The following is a 19,713-nucleotide window of genomic DNA, read 5'->3' on the forward strand; positions in this document are numbered from 1 at the left end:
CTCTATCCGCTATACTTCCGCAAGGCTAGCACACGGGAAGGGGCGATAATTCGCCGCTCTTCCCGCGGCCAAATGCTCGTGCGATGCTATAATCTGATGTTGTCGTTATTACTTCAGTTCAGGCAATTTTTTCAGAACGTCTTTGACGAGCGTGTCGTACGCTTCTTCAGCGGACGTACCTTGCATCATCATTTTCAGAACGAGCGTGTTGGAATCCAGGATCGCTCTGTCATAACGCGTAATTGGGCGAACTTTCGTTTCTTTACCCAGCTCTGTAAATTTCGCCATGATGTCTTGACCTGCGAAGTACGGGTCTTTGTCGGTGTAGAAGCCTTCTTTTTCGAATGCCGGTTTGTACAGCGTAGCTGTGCTGTTCAAGTTTTTGAACGCCGTTGCGCCGCCTTCGGAAAGCGTTACCCACTTCACGAATTGCCATGCCAGCTCTTTGTTTTTCGCTTCTTTCGGGATCGACATACTCGTACCGCCCCATGAATAGCCACCGATTGGCGCACGGATCAGACCGTAGTTGCCAGTGCTTTTCGGATCGTTAGGCTTGATACCGAATGGTACGAACCAAGCAGGTGTTGCGTACATGATAACCGTGCCGTTCGTGAAGCTCGCGTTCCAAGGTGCGGACCAAGTTTCGTATTTGCCGACCGTGTTGCTCGCAACCATTTTCGCAAGCGTTTCGTAAGTCGGTTTGAACGTCGATTCGATATTCAGCTTGCCGTCTTTTACGAACGGTTCTGTGTATTCGCCGCTGACCAGCTTGAAGCCGCCCTCGAGAATGCCATCCATCAAAGTAACTTTGCCGCCGCTTTTCTCATACACTTCTTTGCCTTTAGCGATGAAGTCATCCCAGTTGGAGAACATTTTTTCAACTTCATCTGGATCGTCAGTGCCGAGGTATTGTTTCGCCAGATCGCGTTTGTAAGCGATACCGCCCATTGTCGCGTCTTCTTGCAGCGTTACGATTTCGCCTTTTTCGTTCTCGTTCAGCGGAATTGCGAAATCAACGATGTCCGCGCGGTTTACGTTGTATGGAGCAAGCTCAAAGTTTTCCCAAGCGTCCAGTGTCATGAATTGGCCGCGTCCGCTCGCTTCGAGCAGCGCTACGTCAGGCATCGTGCCTTTAGCAGCGATTGTTGTTTGCAGCTTTTTGCCGTAGTCAGCGTTAGGTACGACAACAACATTTACTTTAATGTTTGGATATACTTTGTTGAACTCAGGAATAACCTTGCTTTCAAAGTCGCCCCAAGCCCAGAATGTAATTTCGCCTTTATACTCTTCCGGCGCTTTTTCTTCCCAATTGGTCGTTTCCGCCGGGCTGTTGTTGGAAGGCTCGTTCGCCGGAGCGTTTTTGTTGGTGTTTCCGCCTCCGCAGCCTGCAAGCACGATGGACATACTAAGGATAAGAGCTGAAAATTTCGTCAAAAGACCTTTCGTTTTCAAGTGAACCCCTCCTGAAAATGATAATTACAGCTTGAGCGTTCGTTCGTTTTGAACCTGACGCTCGGTAATCCGACCGCATCGTATCGGCGAAATCACCTCCTTATAATAATTCACTTTCCCGGAAAATAATCGCAAAACCTGAGAAACTCAAAACGTAATAATGTCATTACATATTATCAAAAACTAAAATGCTACCGCTTCCATCAAAATGAAAAACGCTTGGCCTTCCGTTGCCGTACCGGAACGATCGAACATAGGGGAGCCGCATACGCCTGTAACGAAGCCTTGCTCGTCGACCTTTGCGTTCGCCGCGCTGCGCATCCGATTGGCGTTAGCCAAGTAACGCTCATCCAGCCATCCTTCTTTCACGCCAGTGTAGATCGTGTAAGCGAACATTTGAGCTGCATTCGTCTCAACGAACGTTTCCGGGTTGTCGAGCACATCATGGAACAATCCGTCCTCGCGTTGGTAGCGCATACAAACTTCAAGCAGGTCTCGGACGTAACCGATGATGCGCTCTTTGTCAGCGTTCATCGATTCCGGCAGCGTACGGATGACTCGAGCCATACCTGCTGCTGCCCAGCCGTTTCCGACGCCCCAGCAATCGGCGCGATGAAACTTTTTCTCTCCATCGTCCCAAATATGAGCGTGCATGCCCTTTTCTGTAATGAGCATCAGCTCGCGGAACCGCTCGACTTGTGCAACCGCTTCCTCGAAATGGCCGGCGGAAGCAAGGAATGGAGGCGCCATGTAGAAGGAATCAACCCACACCTGGCTTTGATGATTGACGTGCGAAAGTGCGCCATTCTCCGTACGCGGAGCAACGTTTAGCAAATAATTGGCCATTTGCTCGGCAGCCTCTTTATATTTCACATCGCCTGTTTGCTTGTAAGCGAACAATACCGGTTCGCCGTTAGCCGCCGCGTCTGTAACCGCTCTCTCATTGTTGATTACGCCGAGACGGCCGGTTTCGTCCTGACGGACAACCGAGTCATGAGCCAACAGAACCGCATCCTCCACGTAACCGCTTTCAATGAACGCCTGCGCTGCTACGCCTTGTTCCCATGATTGGCGCTGCATGCCGAGCATCGCGCGTTTTACTCTTTCGACTGTTGCATTCATTTTTCGACACCATCCTGTTTATTACGTTATTATGTCCTTACATATGTGAGCCAAAATGTCGGTAAGCGATACTCTCGCTTACCGAATGCCCAGCTCAAAAGTAAACTGGCTGCGATCGCCCCTATAGCGGGCGAGAGAATACTCGATTGGCGATTCGTCGGTCAAGTAGGTGACGCTCTTAATGAATTGAATCGGAGCGCCTTTCTCGATGCCGAGCAGCTTCGCCTCGTATTCACTAGCGAGAACCGCTTCTAGGTTGCGTACCGCTTTCATAAGCGAGAATCCGCATACTTCCCGTAAAATGCCGTAAAGTGATTCAAACTCCAAATCCTTATCCAAAATCGGCAAGCACCGATCGTAAGGCAAGTAAGTCACGACGTATACGACCGATTCACCATTCGCGGAGCGAAGGCGGCGCAGCTGAATCACTTTGCTTCCCGTAGGAATGTTCAGCGCTTCTCCGATCTTGTCGTCGCATTCGATCACGTCGAGCCCCAGCACCTTCGTCGAAGGAACAAGTCCCTTCTTCTCCATCTCGCTGTTAAAGCTGTCGAGCACTTGCAGGAACGACTGACTGATCTTCGGCTTTGTGATGAACGTGCCTTTTCCTTTTTGTCTAATCAGATACCCTTCGACGACAAGCTCGTTAATGGCTTGCCTGACAGTAGGACGGCTAATATTGAAGTGCGCGCTAATTTCGACCTCGGTCGGAATAGGGCGATCCCGGTCCTCATGATGGTTCGTAATATAATCCATCAAAATTTCTTTCAACTGGTAGTAATAAGGGATCGGCACCTCTTTATTTAAGGTTTTGCTAAAAAGGTCCCCCATATCCATACTCCTTTAACTTGCGTTGTCTATAGGAAGTCATTATGTCATTACATATTAACTTCTTTCTCTATAATATTCATTAGGCTCATTCCCGTCAAGCGCTTTCATAAAAATTAATTAAACTTTGATAAAAGAACGTCGGTCGCAACGCCTAGAAGACTGCGACTCACGATTCATTCCTTTTCAAGCTTTGCACTCTGCGAAAAGGAAAAAAGGCACAGCCCCTTCTAGGACTGCGCCCTTTCTTAAGTAAATACCGATGCACAACGCACACCATCTGCTACTGGGAGCCAGATCCTCCGCTTGCCCCATCCTTCGAAAGCAGGCTGTTCAGCTCTTTCATAAACATATCGATATCCTTGAATTGACGGTATACCGATGCAAAACGAACATAGGCCACCTCATCGACCGGATACAGCTGTCCCATTACGATCTCGCCTATGTCACGGCTCTCCACCTCGGCCAGCGCTGTCGTCCGCAGTTCCTTCTCCACTTCGGAGACGATGACCTCCAACCGCTCCACCGATACCGGCCGCTTCTCGCAAGCACGAATCAGCCCGCGCAATATTTTGTCGCGGCTGAATTCTTCGCGGCTGCCGTCCTTCTTGATGACAATGAGCGGCGTTTCCTCAATCATCTCGAACGTCGTAAATCTCCGGCTGCATTTCTCACATTCCCGTCTGCGTCGGATCGATTTGTTTTCGTTGGCCGGACGGGAATCAAGCACCTTTGTTCCGGCGTAATCGCAATAAGGGCATTTCATTTTCGTCACTTCCTCTCAAGCGGGATTAATTGCCATACCTTCCCTGTAATGAAGTTCAAAATTTCGCACATAATACTGTTACCAACCGCAAGGAGGTGAAAATCAATGGCTAACAACAATCAATTGGTAGTGCCACAAGCAAACGCAGCGCTTGACCAACTGAAATACGAAGTGGCTCAAGAACTCGGCATTGCTTTCCCGCAAGACGGTTACGGCGGTAACCTTCTGACGAAGGATGCTGGCTACATCGGCGGCAACATCACTCGCCGTCTAGTACAGATCGCCGAACAATCCCTTGCTGGTTCTGCCGGAACTAGCCGATAACGATTTTATCAGTCATGTATAACAAGAAGCTTTGGCTTGTCCGTCCCGAAGCGGCGGACAGCCGGAGCTTCTTTTATTTTCTCATTAACACTTCCGGTAACATCCATTTTTTCTAAAATTCTGGGTATAATTCTTTATACTTATTATAGTAATAAATAACGCGTTGTACATAGTGCCTCGTTTCACCGTACGGAATTTGGCTCGTTGTCTCGAGCTCTCCGTCCCATACGCCTGAATCGAGCCATTTGCGCACTTTGCCAGGCCCGGCGTTATAAGCGGCGATCACCGCGATTTGATTTTGATCAAATTGCTTATGCAGCGACTTCAAGTACCAAGAGCCGATCTCGATACTGACATCGGGACGATGCTGCAGCATATCGTCCGTGACTTGCTTGAAACCCGCCTGCTTAACGATCCAGTTGGCCGTATCGGGCATAATTTGCATAAGTCCCAGGGCGCCTTTCTTAGAAACGCGGCCCGTCGAATAATTGCTCTCCGTTCGAATAATCGCAGCCACTAAATGCGGTTCGATCTCATAGACGGCAGCGCTTGCCCGGATGTCTTCTTTAAACTTGACAGGATACATCCATCTGCCGACCACGTCTGATTTCAAAAACAAGAAGGCTATAAAACCAAGGAGCAGCAGCAGGAATACTCTCTTCTTCGCCAGCCGCTTCATGTCAGCCCCTGGCTTGTCCAGAACGCACCGATTTGTGCGCTCGTATTTTCTAATGTGCCGCTGTTGTCGATTACCCAATCCGCCAACCGCTTCTTCTGCTCAATATCCATCTGCAGTTCAATGCGGCGATTGGCTTCTTCCGCGTCAAGATCGTTGCGTGCCATTAGCCGCTGCTGTTGGACGCTTCTAGGGACATAACTGACCATAACGCCATCATACAACGATTGCTGCTCCGTTTCATAAAGCAGCGGAATATCGGCCACGATAAGTTTTCCCGGGAAATCTTCTTCGTATTGCCGGATGATTTCGTGCATCCAGGTTCGAATGGCCGGATGCAAAATGCCTTCCAACTCTTTCAGAAGCCCCTTATCGTGAAATACGATCTCGCCAAGCGCCTTGCGATTCAACGTTCCGTCGCTATGTATAACGGCTTGTCCGAACTTGGAGGCGACGGCCTCCAACGCCGGCTGGCCCGGCATGACAACCTCTCTGGCCGCCCGATCGGCATCGACCAGCAAGGCGCCGCGCTCGACAAGCATGTCGGCGACGGTGCTCTTCCCAGTTGCAATACCGCCGGTTAATGCGATCTTCATACGCTCCCCCCTCGTCCTAAAGCAACTTTAATAGGCCTATTATAATTAAAAGAACGCCTGGAAGTACAGACAATGCCTGCATGCCTTTCCAATTCGAGAAGCGAAAACCGAAACCGATTCCGCCCAGCAGGAACAAAGCGCTTGATGCGGCTATCGCAATCGCTGTCGCGAGCGCTGGAAGTCCAATCATCGCGGCTCCGAAACCGGCTCCGAAGGCGTCTAATGACAGTGCGACGCCCAGCATAACCGCTTCGGACGAAGATATCGTACCGGACTTATCGACATCAGCAGCTTGCGGCGTGCGCAGGATTTGGATAACCAGGCCAAGCCGCTTCAATTCCACGATCATTACAAGTACCGGATTAGCAAGATCGGATGTCTGCTTTTCCTTGAATGACACTGGACCAGGTGCTCCCGCTCCCTCATTCGAATCGTCCCCTCCGGTCGTTTCCTTCCGGTTTCTCCAATGCTGAATCAGCGCCCATACGCCGAGCACGACAAGAATGGCGGAGCCGAACAGCTTGGCAGCGATAGGAGGCAAATACCCGCTAATCCATGAGCCGATCTGCATGGAAAGCCAAATGATGAGTCCGGAGCAGCATGCAATAATCAGAACGGACAGCAGCGGAATTCGTATGCGGCGCAAACCGTATGTCACGCCCACCCCGAATCCGTCTACGCTGACTGCAAAAGCCAAAACCAGCAATGGCGCCAAATGAGCAAGCACTATGCTCCCTCCCCGCAAAGCGCGGATAACCTCTGAACCGGGTCATCCGCCTATTGTTTGTAACAACAACAGCATATGCGGGGTTTAAGTTACGGTGCATCAATCATTCGGTACCGAGTATGGCTGCTTCCTTTCGAGTGGTGCCGTTCGCCTGAACCGGCTTCTTCTGACAGCGGGTGCAAATATGCGTCCCCCGGCCGGCCAGAAAAAACTTCTCGATCGGACTGCCGCATCTGACGCACGGCTCGCCTTTGCGGTCGTACACCTGGAACTGGTGCTGGAATAGACCCATTTCACCTTGACTGTTTACATAGGTATAGACGGAGGAGCCACCAGCTTCAATCGCCTTGTCCAATGTTTCGATAATCGCCTCATAGAGTCTCTTCCACTCGGCGGGCGTTAACGAATCGGCCGTCCTCTCGGGGTGAATCTTCGCCAGAAACAACGATTCGTCTACATAGATATTGCCTAAGCCCACGACATATTCCTGATTGAGCAGGAGCGGCTTCATCTTTGTTTTTCGTCCCGACAGCAGCTTCTTCAACGCAGCGAGTGTAAAGGCTGGATTGCCGACGGGCTCGATGCCCAGCTTGTTTAACGGCTTTTCCAACAGGTCCTCGCCTTGTCGAAAAATATGCATCGTTCCGAATTGACGAACGTCCTTATAACGCAGATCGGTTCCGTCTTCGAAATGAAAGAGGACATGCGTATGCAGCTTGATTGGCTCATCGCTCGGATAGACGCTGTAGTTGCCTTCCATCCGAAGATGGGATACGAGCACCAGATCGTCCATAATAAAACGCAAAAACTTTCCTCGGCGCTCGACCCCGCTAATCGTCTGTCCTTCCAAAGCGGCGGCAAACTCGACCGGCTCGGCCGGTTTTTGTATAATTCGAGGCAGGTTGACGGTTACGGATTTGATCGTTTTACCGGCAACCAGCTCGTTTAATGTTCTTCTAATCGTTTCTACCTCTGGCAATTCGGGCATGATTGTTCACCTCATCCCCCATTATAACCGATTTCGAGCGCCAACGGGCTATTTCGACTCATACCAATTGACACCGTAATTGACGTCGGCCTTTAACGGAACGTCCAATCGAAGCGCGCCCGCCATTACTTCCGGAACAAGCTCCTTCATCTGTTCTAGTTCGTCCTCCGGAACCTCGAATACCAATTCGTCATGTACTTGGAGCAGCATGCGGCTTTTCAGCTTTCGCTCGCGAAGCGTTTCATCCATTTTGACCATTGCAAGCTTGATAATATCCGCAGCTGTACCTTGGATTGGCGTGTTCATAGCTGTACGTTCCGCGAAGGAACGAATGTTGAAATTGGACGCCTTAATTTCCGGCAAATACCTTCTGCGTTCGAGCAGCGTCGTAACATAGCCGTCTTGGCGAGCTTGCGCCACGATGTCGTCCATGTATTTGCGTACGCCTTTGAATATATCAAAATATTGAGCGATGAAACGTTCCGCTTCTTTCGGCGGAATGTTCAAGTTTTGCGACAGGCCAAAGCTGCTGATGCCGTACACAATACCGAAGTTGACCGCTTTCGCCGAACGCCGCATATTGGAATCCACCTGGTCGGCTTCGACGCCGAAGACATCCATTGCCGTTTTCGTATGAATATCCATATCGTGAATGAACGCTTCCTTCAACCGCTCATCGCCCGAAATATGGGCGAGCACGCGAAGCTCAATCTGCGAATAGTCGGCTGCAAGAATAAACCAGCCCGGTTCAGAAGGGACGAACGCCTTGCGGATTTTACGGCCTTCCTCCAGCCGGATCGGAATGTTTTGCAGATTCGGGAACTGGCTGCTAAGCCTACCTGTCGCCGCAATCGTCTGTCGATAGTACGTATGAATTTTGCCCGTCTGCGGCCGCACCTCTTTGAGCAATCCTTCGACGTAAGTCGATTGCAGCTTAGCAAGCGAGCGATAGTGCAGGATTAACGGGATAATCTCATGGTAAGGCTCCAGCTTCTCGAGCACCTCGGCATCAGTGGAGTAGCCGGTTTTCGTTTTCTTCTTCACAGGCAGGCCAAGCTTCTCAAACAAAATATCGCCGAGCTGCTTGGTCGAATTAATATTGAACTCAACGCCCGCCAGCTGATAAATATTGCTCATCGTAACCGCCAAATTCGCTTCCAGCTCATCGCCGAGTCTCTTCAACTCGCTCGTCTCGACTTTAATGCCTTGCCGTTCCATTCCCGCAAGAACAGTAGAGAGCGGTTGCTCCAGCTCATAGTAAAGCTGCGTCATGCCGCTCTTCTCTAAATCCTCGCGCTGCCGCTGCGAAATTGTGCGGACGGCGTCCGCTTTCAAAGCGAGGTGACGGTACAACGTATCCGCATCAGGCACCTTGAACTTGGCGCCTTTGCCGTATACGCCGTCGTCAGATGGCACGGAAGGCAATCCGTAGCGCTCAGCCATGCCGGTCAGCGACAAGCTTGCATCGGTCGGGTCAAGCAAGTAAGCGACCAGCTGCACGTCGAACGCCGCTCCTTGCAGCGAGACGCCTCTCCAACCGAGCGCAAGCTCTGCCTTATGCGTGTCGAAGCCAACCTTCGGCTTGTCCGCATCGGCCAGCCACTCTCTCAGCGGAGCGGCAAACTCCGCCTGCAGCGCTTCGGCCGGCAAGGCATACACGGTATCTCCTGCAGCGACAGATACGCCGATTACTTCCGATTGATGCGGGTTTTCACCGATCGCCTCGATGTACAATCCATGCGCTTCACCGTTTGCATCCGCCGCTTGTAGTGCATCCATCAGCTTGCCAAGCATGGCTTCGTCCCGGTCCGATGCGATGACCGCGATTTGCAGCTCGGCTACGGGCAGCGCACCCGCTCCTTCCGCCGCCGCTTCACTTAATTGCAAACGTTCGATCAGCGATTTGAACTCCAGCTTACGGAACGCTTCCGCCAGCGTCTGCTCGTTGTAGCCGCCGTAGCGGATGTCGTCCGTCTTTTTATCCAGCGGCACTTCCCGATAGATCGTCGCCAACTTTTTGCTCATCAGTGCATCTTCTTTATGCTGCTCGACCTTTTCCTTCATTTTTCCTTTTAAACTGTCCGAATTATCGAGCACTTGCTCGACAGAACCGAATTCGTGCAGCATTTTCAGCGCCGTCTTTTCCCCAACGCCTGGAATGCCCGGATAGTTGTCGGAGGAATCACCCATAAGCCCTTTCAAATCGATTATTTGAAGAGGCGCCAAGCCGTATTTTTCTTGTATAGTCGCGGGTGAATAATGATCCACCTCGGTAATGCCCCTGCGCGTAATAGCGATCGTCACTTGATCGGATGCGAGTTGCAGCATGTCTTTGTCGCCGGTGACAACCAGCGTTTCAACCCCGCCCTCGTCAGCCAACTTCGTCAACGTGCCGATAATGTCGTCGGCCTCATAGCCCGCCAATTCATATTGGGCGATGCCGAACGATTGAAGCAGGTCCTTCAAAACCGGAAACTGCTCGGACAGCTCGGAAGGCGTCTTCTCGCGTCCTCCCTTGTAATCGGCGTAGCCTTCATGGCGAAACGTCGTTTTGCCCGCGTCAAAGGCAACCAGCACATGCGTCGGTTTCTCGTCGGCCAGCAGCTTTAGCAGCATCGTCGTAAACCCGTATACGGCATTCGTATGCATGCCTGCGGAATTTGTCAGCGTTGGCATTGCAAAAAAAGCGCGATAAATGATGCTGTTGCCGTCAATCAACATCCACTTGTCCATTTCGACACCTCACCTAAACTTTTCTACCGATTATCATACCATAAGTGGCCTTTTTTTTATAAAAAAACAAGCCGGCTTTTCAGCAGCCGACTTGCGCGCGATATCTTATTCTCCGTTTAACATCGCCGGGAACGGGCCTGGTCGTCCCAGCAAATAGCCTTGCGCAAAATGAACGCCGAGCTCCTTTGCTTTAGCAAGCTCTTCTTCCCGCTCGATTCCTTCGGCAATAATGGAAATTTGAAGCTTGGACGCAAGCTGAACGAGCGTATCCAAAATATGCTCCTTCACGTCGTCCTCATCGACACGGTCGATAATGGAGCGATCGACTTTAATATAATCGGGTTTAAGAAGGGCGATTGATTGCAGAGACGAATACCCCGCTCCCACATCGTCAATCGCGATTTGGTACCCTTGGCTTCGATAGTGCTCCAACGCTCGCTGCATCGCACTGAAATCGTCGATCGCGCTTCGCTCCGTCAGCTCGAACACAACTTGACGCGGCGTCAGCCCGCGTTGCTCCAGCGTTCGCAAAGTCTGTCCTGGCGAGAAATGCGGATCATTCATAATTTGAGATTGTACATTAATGAACAGCTTCTGGCTCTCGTCGAGTCTGACGACCCCTTCCAGCGCCTTTTCTCTCGCCAGAATATCAAGCGAATAGGCGTACCCTTCCTTCTCGGCGAAGGAAAACAGCTCATAAGGTCCTGGAAACCACTTGTATTCCTTACTGCGCGACAACGCTTCATAGCCAAAAATGCTCGTCCCGCCGGTTTCAATCGACATAATCGGCTGGTAGACGGAAGCGATCGCCCGTTCGGCGATCAGCCGCTCCAACGCGTGCAGCTTCATACTGCGGACGACTGACTCTTCTCTTTGTCCGTGTACCATGGCGTTTTTCATCGCTTGATACACCATCCCGGCATATCCACGGGGCGATTGTACCTGTCCTACCTCTGCAACGCCTGCGTATAATCGGCTTCGCTCTGCCGAATAACCGGCCAAGTATTCGTTGGCCCAACTGGTTTGTATTTCGACGGCAAGCTCCAGGAGACTTTTCTCCATCGGCTCCGCGCTTCCCTCCGGCTGGCTGACGAGAAGAAACAAGTCGTCGTGCAGCCAGCTTTTTCCCTCGTATCGAAGGCAGCTGCCCCACCGTTCTGCTACCGCTTGCTCAATGAACTGCTTCCATCCCGCTCTAGCTTCTCTCGATTCGGCTTCCATACCGGCCTGCTCCTTTTCATCCCACACACTGCGGGAGTCGGCAGAATGCCAGGATAAATAGACGACGCCGCGCCGCACGCTTCCAGTCCCTTGACTGGCGGCATCCCTTGTCATGTTGATCAGCTGTCTCACGTTTACGCTCGATCCTCTCTATGCTGCGGTCTCCATAACGTATCTATTACATATACACTGCCCTTTATGGCTTTCGCCCTCTTTTTCAATTTCGCCGAAAAACGCGAAATCGCGTCCGGCGTCAATTCGCCGCCGTCTTCCGCTAGCATTAAAGACAGCGAGAGCGTTACGCCTTCTTGTTCGATCCGGTTTCCGTGCCGATCTTCGACTTCGGTCACTTCCAACCCGCCGTAAAACCGCTGCACGCCAGCGTCGAATTTCTCGATCAAGCTTCCGCACATCTGTTCCGCGCGACCCATGTCCGTCACGACGATAAAATCGTCGCCTCCGATATGGCCGATAAAATCGTTCGCGGTGCCCCACTGCTGCTTCGTCTCCTGAAGCAGTTCCGCCAAATAGCGAATAAGCGCATCCCCTTGGCCGAAACCAAAGCAATCGTTATACCACTTGAAATAATCGAGATCCGCATAAATGACGGCAAATGCTTGCCGCTGCTTGATCCGTCGATCCAATTCGAGCTGTATGTCCTCGTTTCCCGGCAATCCCGTCAACGGATTCGCCGTTCGGGCAGCCTCGGTCCGCATCGCCGTCATTCCTTCCAGTATCGATCGAATCGTTGCGGCACCAAGCAGCCTTCCCTCTTCTACAATAATGACAACTTCATAAAGCTGCTCGTAATCACGGGCCATCGCCAAATAAGACACTTGCTCCACAGGCATGTCCGCCTCGACGATTAGTGGACTGTCGTTCATAATCTTATGTACGCCGCGATTCCAATAAAGCGGAAGTCCGAACTGCCCGGCCAACAGCTGATGCAGCTTCTCCTTCATAAGCAGGCCGACCGGGCGATCCTCCTCCGTAATGACCGCTCCTGGCGCCTTCGGATTGGCAGAGAAGAAATCGGCGATTTCGGACACTTTCATCCGAGAAGGAAAAGCCGGAAAAGGGACGGCCAACTGCCTGATAGCATACGCTGCGGACGATATGCTTAACGCAGGCTCAAGCCTTGGATTTGTGCGGTCAATCTCATCCGCAGCGAACAAGGCCTCTTTAAACGCAGAAAACAATTCCGTTTCAACCTTGGCTCCTTTCGCCGGCAGATGAAACTGCGACATGCCGACGCGAAGCAATCGTCCTGCCAGACGCGCTTGCAAGGCAGCCGACGCACGGTCCATGATCCGAAGGACCGGATCATCCTTTTGCTTGCCGTAAAAAACGCCGATATAGTCGTCTCCGGCTCGCTGTCTCCAAATAAGACGTTTCTGTTCTTGTTCCCATTGTTCGATAACCTGATCGTCGGCTTTGTCCTCACATTTCGCTTTCATGTACAGCAGGCCGAATCCGCCGTGCTGACGCTTTTTCTCGATCGCCCGAATCAGGTCCGAATGAAATAGGCCCGTGCCGATATCGCTCACTGCTATCCCCTCGATATGGATGATGGTCGTACCGTACTTACGCTTAAGCATACCGAATATCAATAAAGGGAGTAATAACGGTATGTTAATTTTACGTAAAAAAACGCCCCGAACCGGCAGCGAACAACTGCTGGAGGGGCGTTACTTTGCTCATTGAGCTAGTTAGTCTCATTAGGCCGTTGAGCTAGTTTTGCTCATTGGCTCATTGGGCTCAAAGAGCTCGGTTGTGCTCAAAGAGCTCGGTTGTGCTCGTTGAACCCGTTAGACACGTTAGGCTCATATGGCTCTTTGAGCTCGTTAGCATCAATGGGTTGCCGGTTTCAACAGAAACCCGCGGCAACCTTACTTTGCTTAAAGGTTCAAATCGGGGCGGTTGTTCGTAACTAAGTAAACTACGCTTTCGCCGATGTTTGTAGCATGATCACCGATGCGCTCGATATGGCGGGCGACGAAGTTCAAAATGGACGCTTGCGAGATGTTGCGTGGATTTTCCATCATAAGCGCCAGCAACTCATGCGAGATTTGCGCGCATAACGCGTCGACCTGATCGTCGTCGGCCGCCATTTTATACGCTAAATCCACATTTTCCTGGACGAAGGACTGAATCGATTCGTAAGTCATCGTTTGTACGATCGCCGACATACGCGGCAAATCGATCAATGGCTTGATAAGCGGTTGACCGTCCAGTCGAATGACCAATTTGGAAATGTTGACGCACAAATCGCCCATCCGTTCCAAATCGGATGCGATCTTGAAGGCCGACAAAATGCGTCTCAAATCTTTCGCCACTGGCTGCTGCGTTGCAATCAGCTTCGATCCAAGCTCTGTGATCTCATGCTCCAATTGGTTCAGCTTGACGTCTTCCGCAATAATTCGCTGTGCCGAAACCGTATCCGTTTCGCTTAATGCCTTCATCGATTGGGCAAGCGCGTTTTCAACGAACGTACCCATTTCGACTAGCAAATTGTGAAGCTGTTCCAGTCCATGGTCGAATTCTTTCCTCGTCGTCATCATCGTCCATTATCCCCTTTTTCCGCTTAGCCGAAGCGGCCGCTAATGTAATCTTCGGTACGTTGATCGGTCGGATTCGAGAACAGCTTTTCCGTATCCGAATATTCCACTACTTCACCATTCAAGAAGAAGACGGTTTGATTAGATACGCGAGCAGCCTGATGCATATTGTGCGTGACCATAACGATCGTATAGCGATCCTTCAATTCTTGAGCCAGCTCTTCGATTTTCAGCGTCGAGATCGGATCAAGCGCAGATGTCGCTTCGTCCATCAGCAAAATATCCGGATTGACCGCAAGCGCTCTTGCGATGCATAGCCGTTGCTGCTGGCCGCCCGAGAGGCTGAGCGCCGAACGCTTCAAATAGTCTTTTACTTCGTCCCAGAGCACGGCCGATTTCAAGCTCGTTTCAACGATCTCGTCAAGCTGCTGTTTGCTACGGATACCGTGAAGCCTTGGTCCGTAAGCAATATTGTCGTAAATCGATTTAGGAAACGGGTTTGGCTGCTGGAACACCATGCCGACTTTTTTGCGCAGCGTTTCGACGTCCACCTCATTCGAATAAAGCTCCGTTCCGCCAATCGCAATACTGCCTTCGATTCGTGTGCCGGGAATCATGTCGTTCATCCGATTCAGCGTCCGCAGCAGCGTCGACTTGCCGCAGCCGGAAGGACCGATGAATGCAGTGATCGCCTTCTCCGGAATCGTCAGCGACACATCTTTCAAAGCGTGAAAACTGCCGTAGTACAAATTCAACTTCTCGATCGTGATCAAAGGCTGTACCGCTGTCGCTGTCATAACCATCTCTCCATCTCCTCCGCGCTTTTGATTAAACGTTTTTCTGATATTTATTCCGAAGCAAAATTGCCGTCAAATTCATAATCAACAGCAAGGCCAGAAGAACGATGATGCCGCTCGCGGCCAGCTCCTTAAACGCCAATTGTGGCTTCGAAATCCAGTTGTAAATTTGAATCGGCATGACCGTGAACGAATCCTTCAAGCCGTTCGGCAAGAAGTTGATATAGGTCATCGCACCGATCATGACTAGCGGAGCCGTTTCCCCGATCGCTCTCGACATCGCCAGAATGACGCCTGTCAGAATGCCGGAAATCGAAGAAGGGATTACGGAACGCGATACGGTTTGCCACTTCGTCGCGCCTAGCGCGAAGGAAGCGTCTCGTCTCGATTTCGGAACGGCGCGAATGGCTTCCTGCGCGGACACGATAATGATCGGCAGGACGAGAAGCGTCATCGTGAACGCGCCGGCGATCAAGCTGCGCTCCAGCGCCATAAGGCGGACGAATAGCGTCAGGCCCAAAATGCCGTATACAATGGATGGAACGCCCGCAAGCGTACTAATATTCAATTGTACCAGGCGGGTAAAACGATTTTTGCTCGCGTATTCTTCCAGATAAATCGCCGCACCGACTCCTAGAATAAAGGAAACGGGGAGCATAATAAGCAGCATGTAAATCGAACCGACGATAGCCGATTTCATGCCAGAGCCGTCCGCTCTACGCGAAGGGAAATTGGTGAACAGCTCCGGCTGCAGCCGAGACAATCCGTCGACTAAAATATCAATAATAAGCGCACATAGCGCGAACACGCCGATCGAAGTCGCAACGATGAAAGCGAGATGCATAATAACGTCTTTCTTCCTCCGCCCGGCGATCTGCTTGCGGTTGGCGTCTTGCAGGATTGGGCTCATCTTAATACTCCTCCCGGAATCGTTTTGCTACATATTGGGCAAGAATATTAAGCAGGAACGTAATGACGAACAGCGTCATGCCGACCGCGAAAATCGTTCCATATTCCACGGTGCCGTGCGGCGTGTCCCCAAGGCTCACTTGCACAATGTAGGCGGTCATCGTCTGGATGCTGTCAAGCGGATTGGCGGTCAACGTCGGGGTCGCGCCCGCCGCAACGGTAACGATCATCGTTTCACCGATCGCCCGCGAGAAGGCAAGCACAGCTGAAGCGACGATACCGGAGAAAGCAGCTGGCACAACGATTTTCAAAGCGACCTCTAGACGGGTAGCCCCCAAGGCGTATGCCCCGTCGCGCAAGCTGCGCGGAACAGCGGACATTGCATCTTCGCTGAGCGAGCAGACCATCGGAATGATCATAATACCGACGACGATGCCGGCGCTCAGTGCGTTAAAGACGCCCGCGCCGTCAAACAATTGACGAATCAGCGGTGTAATCAAACTCAGAGCAAAGTAGCCGTACACAATGGTTGGAACGCCCGCAAGCACTTCCAGAATCGGCTTAACGATTTTACGGACGCGCTTCGGCGCATACTCCGATAAGTAAATGGCGCTGGCCAAGCCGAGCGGAATCGCCACAATACAAGCGATCAGCGTTATCATGAATGTTCCGTTCAGCAGAGGCAGAACGCCGAAGCTTTTTGGAGTAATAAGAGGCGACCATTTTGTTCCGAACAGAAATTCAAAGACCGGCACCTTTTGAAAAAACTGATACGTTTCCGATATCAACGTAATGACAATACCGATCGTCGTCAGTATGGATACGGATGCGCATAAGAAAAGCAAGACAGGCATTAGCCTATTCATGATGCTAGTGCGGCTGTTTTTGAATGCGTTCGGCCCCATTGCCGGTGCTGGCGGTTTCGCCTTTTCTAGTGCTTGCAGTTGTTCACTTTGCATGTCGGCGTTCATCTCCTTGCATTTACAATTCGTTAACATATGCGGCGTGAAAAATGTGATGTCCCACGAGACACCACATTTACACTCTCAGCCGCCTTGCAGTTATCGGATAAAGATTTAATAGATGCGATTATTGAAGTTTAGCTGCTTCTTCCGCATATTTATCGTCTGGAAGAGCGATATAGCCAACTTCGTCCGCCAGAGGACCGATGTTGTTGATGTAGTACTTCGTGAATGCGGCTACTTCAGGACGCTCAAGCTCTTTTTTGCTCACGTAGATGAAGAGTGGACGGGACAGTGGCGCATAAGTGCCGTCTTTAATCGTTTCATGAGTTGGTTCGATCGCGCCTTTGCCGCCGTCAACCGGAACTACCTTCAATTTGTCTTGGTTTTCTTCGTAGTAAGCGAAACCGAAGTAACCGATGCCGCCTTTGCTGCCCGCTACGCCTTGAACAAGCGTATTGTCGTCTTCGCTAAAGCTGATTTGCTTGTCGTTGCGGATACCCGCTTTTTCCAAAATCGCTTCATTGAAGTAGTCGTACGTACCCGAATCAGCGCCTGGGGAGAACATTACGATTGGTTCAGACGGCCATTCCGGACGAACGTCCTTCCATGTTTTTACCGTGCTGCCCGTTACGAAAATTTTGTTCAACTCTTCGACCGTCAAGTGATCGATGAAGTCATTGTCCTTGCTAACGACGATGGAGAGTCCGTCAAACGCTACCGACAGCTCAGTGTACTCAATGCCTGCATCTTTACAAATCGTCGCTTCTTCCTCTTTAATATGACGGGATGCATCCGCGATAGCGATTTCGCCCTTGCAAAATTGTTTGAAGCCGCCGCCTGTACCCGATACGCCGACCGGTACGCGTACGTCTGGATGTTCCTTATTAAATTCTTCAGCTGCTGCTTCCGTCAGCGGAAAGACTGTGCTGGAGCCGTCAATTTTCACTTCGCCGGAAAGCTTAGTTTCGGTCGCTGGAGCTTCCGTTGCCGCATTGCCGTTCGATGGTTGGTTAGTGCTGCTGCCATTGTTGCTGCCGCCGCCATTGCCGCATGCTGCTGCAAAAACGAGCGCTGCGACCATCGTCGACATCAAGATCCCCTTAAAACCTTTACCTTTTAACAAATCTACCACTCCTCATGAATTGTTTCTGTCTACTTGCCCTATGAAGATCTGTTCCCTACGACATCTATCCTATCGTCCGATTGTTAATCGTGTATTGTTATTTTGTTAACTTCGTGTAAAAAAGTACGAATCGAGCAATTTGTCGATCTCTGCCCCAACCTGTCCAATTTGTTGAACCGCTTGCGCCGATTGCCTGCCGACCTGTTCCGTACTTTTCTTGCTTCCGGCAGCGGCATGAAAAATCCGGCTGAACACATCCTCGGCCTCTTTAGAGGCTGTCTCGCTCTCCGCAGCGGCGGCGCTGCCGCTTCTAACCATAGCAGCCGTCTCTTCAATCACTTCAACGATTGACCGGGTTACAGTCGTAATTTCATCGGCCGATCGCTTCGTTTCGCCGGCAAGCTTCATCACCTCGCTCGCTACAACGGCAAAGCCTCTGCCATGCTCGCCCGCTCTCGCAGCTTCGATCGATGCATTAATAGCCAGCAAATTACTTTGCTCAGCCAATTCACGAATCAGCTTCGACACACGTGTAATCAAGCCGGTTTCTGCTTGCAGCTCATTCATCTTCTGAACCTGCTGCTCAGAACTTGCCGCGATCTTGCTAAATGCGACCGACACCTTGTCCACTTCGTTTTTCCCGCTAAGCGTCAAATCGACCATTTCCATCGTAGAGGCTTCGCCCTGCTTCGACGCTTCTTGAACCAGCACGACCGCCCGATCAATCTCCTTCATGCTGTCGCTAACATTGCGAATGATCGTCAACTGTCCATCCACTGCTTCTTGCTGCAATAGCCGAGACATCCGCAGCAAATCGGACATTGTCAAAATACCGGCCAACTTGTTGTGCTTCGTTACAATGACGCAATCGTACAGCCGGTTTTCCTCTCGATTCAGCGCCTCATCCATCAGTAACTGTGGTTTTAAGCCGATATCGGCTAGCAGCGGCTCATGATCCATTAGCTCAGAAATCGACTTATCATAATATAAATCCGCTCCAAAACGATGGCTGAGCTTCATAAAAAAATGATTTCTCATCACAAGCCCTATCGGTGCGCCCGCAGCATCTTCCACCACCATACACTCGTTCTCTGTGCGCTGCTTGAACATACTAATAACATCCTTGCACGTATGCTCCACCGTAATCGATGTGACCGTACGCAAAAAATTGGACAACTGGACCTTAGACTGCTTTATCTCCAGCCCTCCGTTGCCTCCCCCATCTTTTTTCATCGTTGTACTTGTCGAATTATGATGGCCTTCGTTCTCTGCTCGTACCGCTTCGCGGTTCTCCAGTACAGACACTGTCATCAACTCGAATCCCACCCTACATTGTCAGATGCTTCCACACCAATATAGGACCTGAGCATTAATTCCAATGTTCGACTTTGTAAAAACCATGTTAACTTTTTACTGCGCATGTACGTACAGATCAAACTCTTTGACCTGATCCGCTTAAAAAGATGTGTATCCTACTCATAAGTACAGGTTTGTCAGCAATTAGTTTGAGTTTGAGTTTGAGTTTTGTCATTTTGCAGGATAAGTTTTGAGGGTTTACTCAATGGAATTGCTTTGTGGGGTTGTCAATATCTACTCGTTTCAGCTAAACACTCTTTTTCTCTTCCACTTAGTATCCCCTTTGCTCAGAAAGCAACATGTTGTGCTACTCTTTAAGGCTATTTCAGTCAGTAAAGTAAAGCGCAGTACGCGAGAGGTTAAGTACAAGTAAAACGCAATTAAGTACATTAAGGACAGTAAAGTAAAGTGGAACGTAGTTATGCATAGTAAGTGCAGTAAAGTACAGTGGAACGTAGTTTTGCACAGCAAGAGCTGTAAAGTACAGTGGAACGTAGTTTTGCACAGCAAGAGCTGTAAAGTACAGTGGAACGTAGTTTTGCACAGCAAGAGCTGTAAAGTACAGTGGAACA

The 19,713-nt window shown here is 50.7% G+C and carries 18 protein-coding genes; 1 reads left to right on the forward strand and 17 read right to left on the reverse strand.

Translation table 11 applies throughout. The annotated features are described in order from the left end of the window. Positions 1-108: 108 nt before the first annotated feature. The 4 genes from ACFVTB_RS23380 to nrdR form a co-directional block, all read right to left on the reverse strand. Positions 109-1,452: an ABC transporter substrate-binding protein gene (locus tag ACFVTB_RS23380; protein WP_387754736.1), complete on the reverse strand. Its 1,344-nt coding sequence runs from the start codon at positions 1,450-1,452 to the stop codon at positions 109-111. Positions 1,453-1,635: 183 nt separating this feature from the next. Next, a complete protein-coding gene (locus ACFVTB_RS23385; RefSeq protein ID WP_387754739.1) occupies positions 1,636-2,574 on the reverse strand; it encodes a glycoside hydrolase family 88 protein in 939 nt (312 codons plus the stop codon). A 78-nt stretch (positions 2,575-2,652) separates the two neighbouring features. Then, positions 2,653-3,405 (reverse strand): GntR family transcriptional regulator, encoded by a 753-nt coding sequence (locus ACFVTB_RS23390; protein WP_387754742.1) that lies wholly within the window; start codon positions 3,403-3,405, stop codon positions 2,653-2,655. Between the two features lie 280 nt (positions 3,406-3,685). Beyond that, positions 3,686-4,168, reverse strand: coding sequence for a transcriptional regulator NrdR (gene nrdR / locus ACFVTB_RS23395; RefSeq protein WP_387754745.1), 483 nt, complete (start codon positions 4,166-4,168; stop codon positions 3,686-3,688). Between the two features lie 105 nt (positions 4,169-4,273). On the opposite strand from nrdR, the gene ACFVTB_RS23400 reads away from it, so the two are divergent. Next, a complete protein-coding gene (locus ACFVTB_RS23400) occupies positions 4,274-4,492 on the forward strand; it encodes an alpha/beta-type small acid-soluble spore protein (RefSeq protein WP_387754748.1) in 219 nt (72 codons plus the stop codon). A 112-nt stretch (positions 4,493-4,604) separates the two neighbouring features. Here the strand turns inward: ACFVTB_RS23400 and ACFVTB_RS23405 are convergent, their stop codons facing one another. The 13 genes from ACFVTB_RS23405 to ACFVTB_RS23465 form a co-directional block, all read right to left on the reverse strand. Further along, positions 4,605-5,171 carry a lytic transglycosylase domain-containing protein gene (locus ACFVTB_RS23405; RefSeq protein ID WP_387754751.1) on the reverse strand — a complete coding sequence of 189 codons (567 nt, stop codon included), beginning with the start codon at positions 5,169-5,171 and terminating at the stop codon, positions 4,605-4,607. After that, positions 5,168-5,764, reverse strand: a complete 597-nt coding sequence (coaE, locus tag ACFVTB_RS23410; RefSeq protein WP_387754754.1) for a dephospho-CoA kinase — start codon at positions 5,762-5,764, stop codon at positions 5,168-5,170. The genes ACFVTB_RS23405 and coaE overlap by 4 nt, the downstream gene beginning before the upstream one ends. 16 nt (positions 5,765-5,780) lie before the next feature. Further along, positions 5,781-6,491, reverse strand: a complete 711-nt coding sequence (locus ACFVTB_RS23415) for an MntP/YtaF family protein (RefSeq protein WP_387754756.1) — start codon at positions 6,489-6,491, stop codon at positions 5,781-5,783. 103 nt (positions 6,492-6,594) lie between these two features. After that, a complete protein-coding gene (gene mutM, locus ACFVTB_RS23420) occupies positions 6,595-7,479 on the reverse strand; it encodes a DNA-formamidopyrimidine glycosylase (protein ID WP_387754760.1) in 885 nt (294 codons plus the stop codon). Between the two features lie 48 nt (positions 7,480-7,527). Then, entirely contained in the window at positions 7,528-10,212 is a 2,685-nt protein-coding gene (gene polA / locus ACFVTB_RS23425; protein WP_387754763.1) for a DNA polymerase I, read from the reverse strand. A gap of 105 nt (positions 10,213-10,317) precedes the next feature. Further along, positions 10,318-11,565 carry an EAL domain-containing protein gene (locus ACFVTB_RS23430; protein ID WP_387754766.1) on the reverse strand — a complete coding sequence of 416 codons (1,248 nt, stop codon included), beginning with the start codon at positions 11,563-11,565 and terminating at the stop codon, positions 10,318-10,320. A gap of 2 nt (positions 11,566-11,567) precedes the next feature. Beyond that, a complete protein-coding gene (locus tag ACFVTB_RS23435) occupies positions 11,568-13,031 on the reverse strand; it encodes a GGDEF domain-containing protein (protein WP_387754769.1) in 1,464 nt (487 codons plus the stop codon). 300 nt (positions 13,032-13,331) lie between these two features. Then, positions 13,332-13,991 (reverse strand): phosphate signaling complex protein PhoU, encoded by a 660-nt coding sequence (phoU, locus tag ACFVTB_RS23440; protein ID WP_387754886.1) that lies wholly within the window; start codon positions 13,989-13,991, stop codon positions 13,332-13,334. Positions 13,992-14,017: 26 nt separating this feature from the next. Further along, the gene (gene pstB, locus ACFVTB_RS23445; RefSeq protein ID WP_387754772.1) at positions 14,018-14,794 is read right to left on the reverse strand and encodes a phosphate ABC transporter ATP-binding protein PstB; all 777 of its coding nucleotides are present in this window, start codon (positions 14,792-14,794) and stop codon (positions 14,018-14,020) included. 25 nt (positions 14,795-14,819) lie between these two features. Next, positions 14,820-15,698, reverse strand: coding sequence for a phosphate ABC transporter permease PstA (gene pstA, locus ACFVTB_RS23450; RefSeq protein ID WP_387754775.1), 879 nt, complete (start codon positions 15,696-15,698; stop codon positions 14,820-14,822). A 1-nt stretch (position 15,699) separates the two neighbouring features. Then, a complete protein-coding gene (gene pstC / locus ACFVTB_RS23455) occupies positions 15,700-16,602 on the reverse strand; it encodes a phosphate ABC transporter permease subunit PstC (protein WP_387754889.1) in 903 nt (300 codons plus the stop codon). 184 nt (positions 16,603-16,786) lie between these two features. Beyond that, complete coding sequence (locus ACFVTB_RS23460) at positions 16,787-17,785, reverse strand: PstS family phosphate ABC transporter substrate-binding protein (protein ID WP_387754777.1); 999 nt, start codon at positions 17,783-17,785, stop codon at positions 16,787-16,789. Between the two features lie 105 nt (positions 17,786-17,890). After that, a complete protein-coding gene (locus ACFVTB_RS23465) occupies positions 17,891-19,096 on the reverse strand; it encodes a methyl-accepting chemotaxis protein (RefSeq protein WP_387754780.1) in 1,206 nt (401 codons plus the stop codon). Positions 19,097-19,713: the final 617 nt, after the last annotated feature.

This window comes from Paenibacillus sp. NPDC058071, from assembly GCF_042885235.1.
Classification (GTDB): Bacteria; Bacillota; Bacilli; order Paenibacillales; family Paenibacillaceae; genus Pristimantibacillus.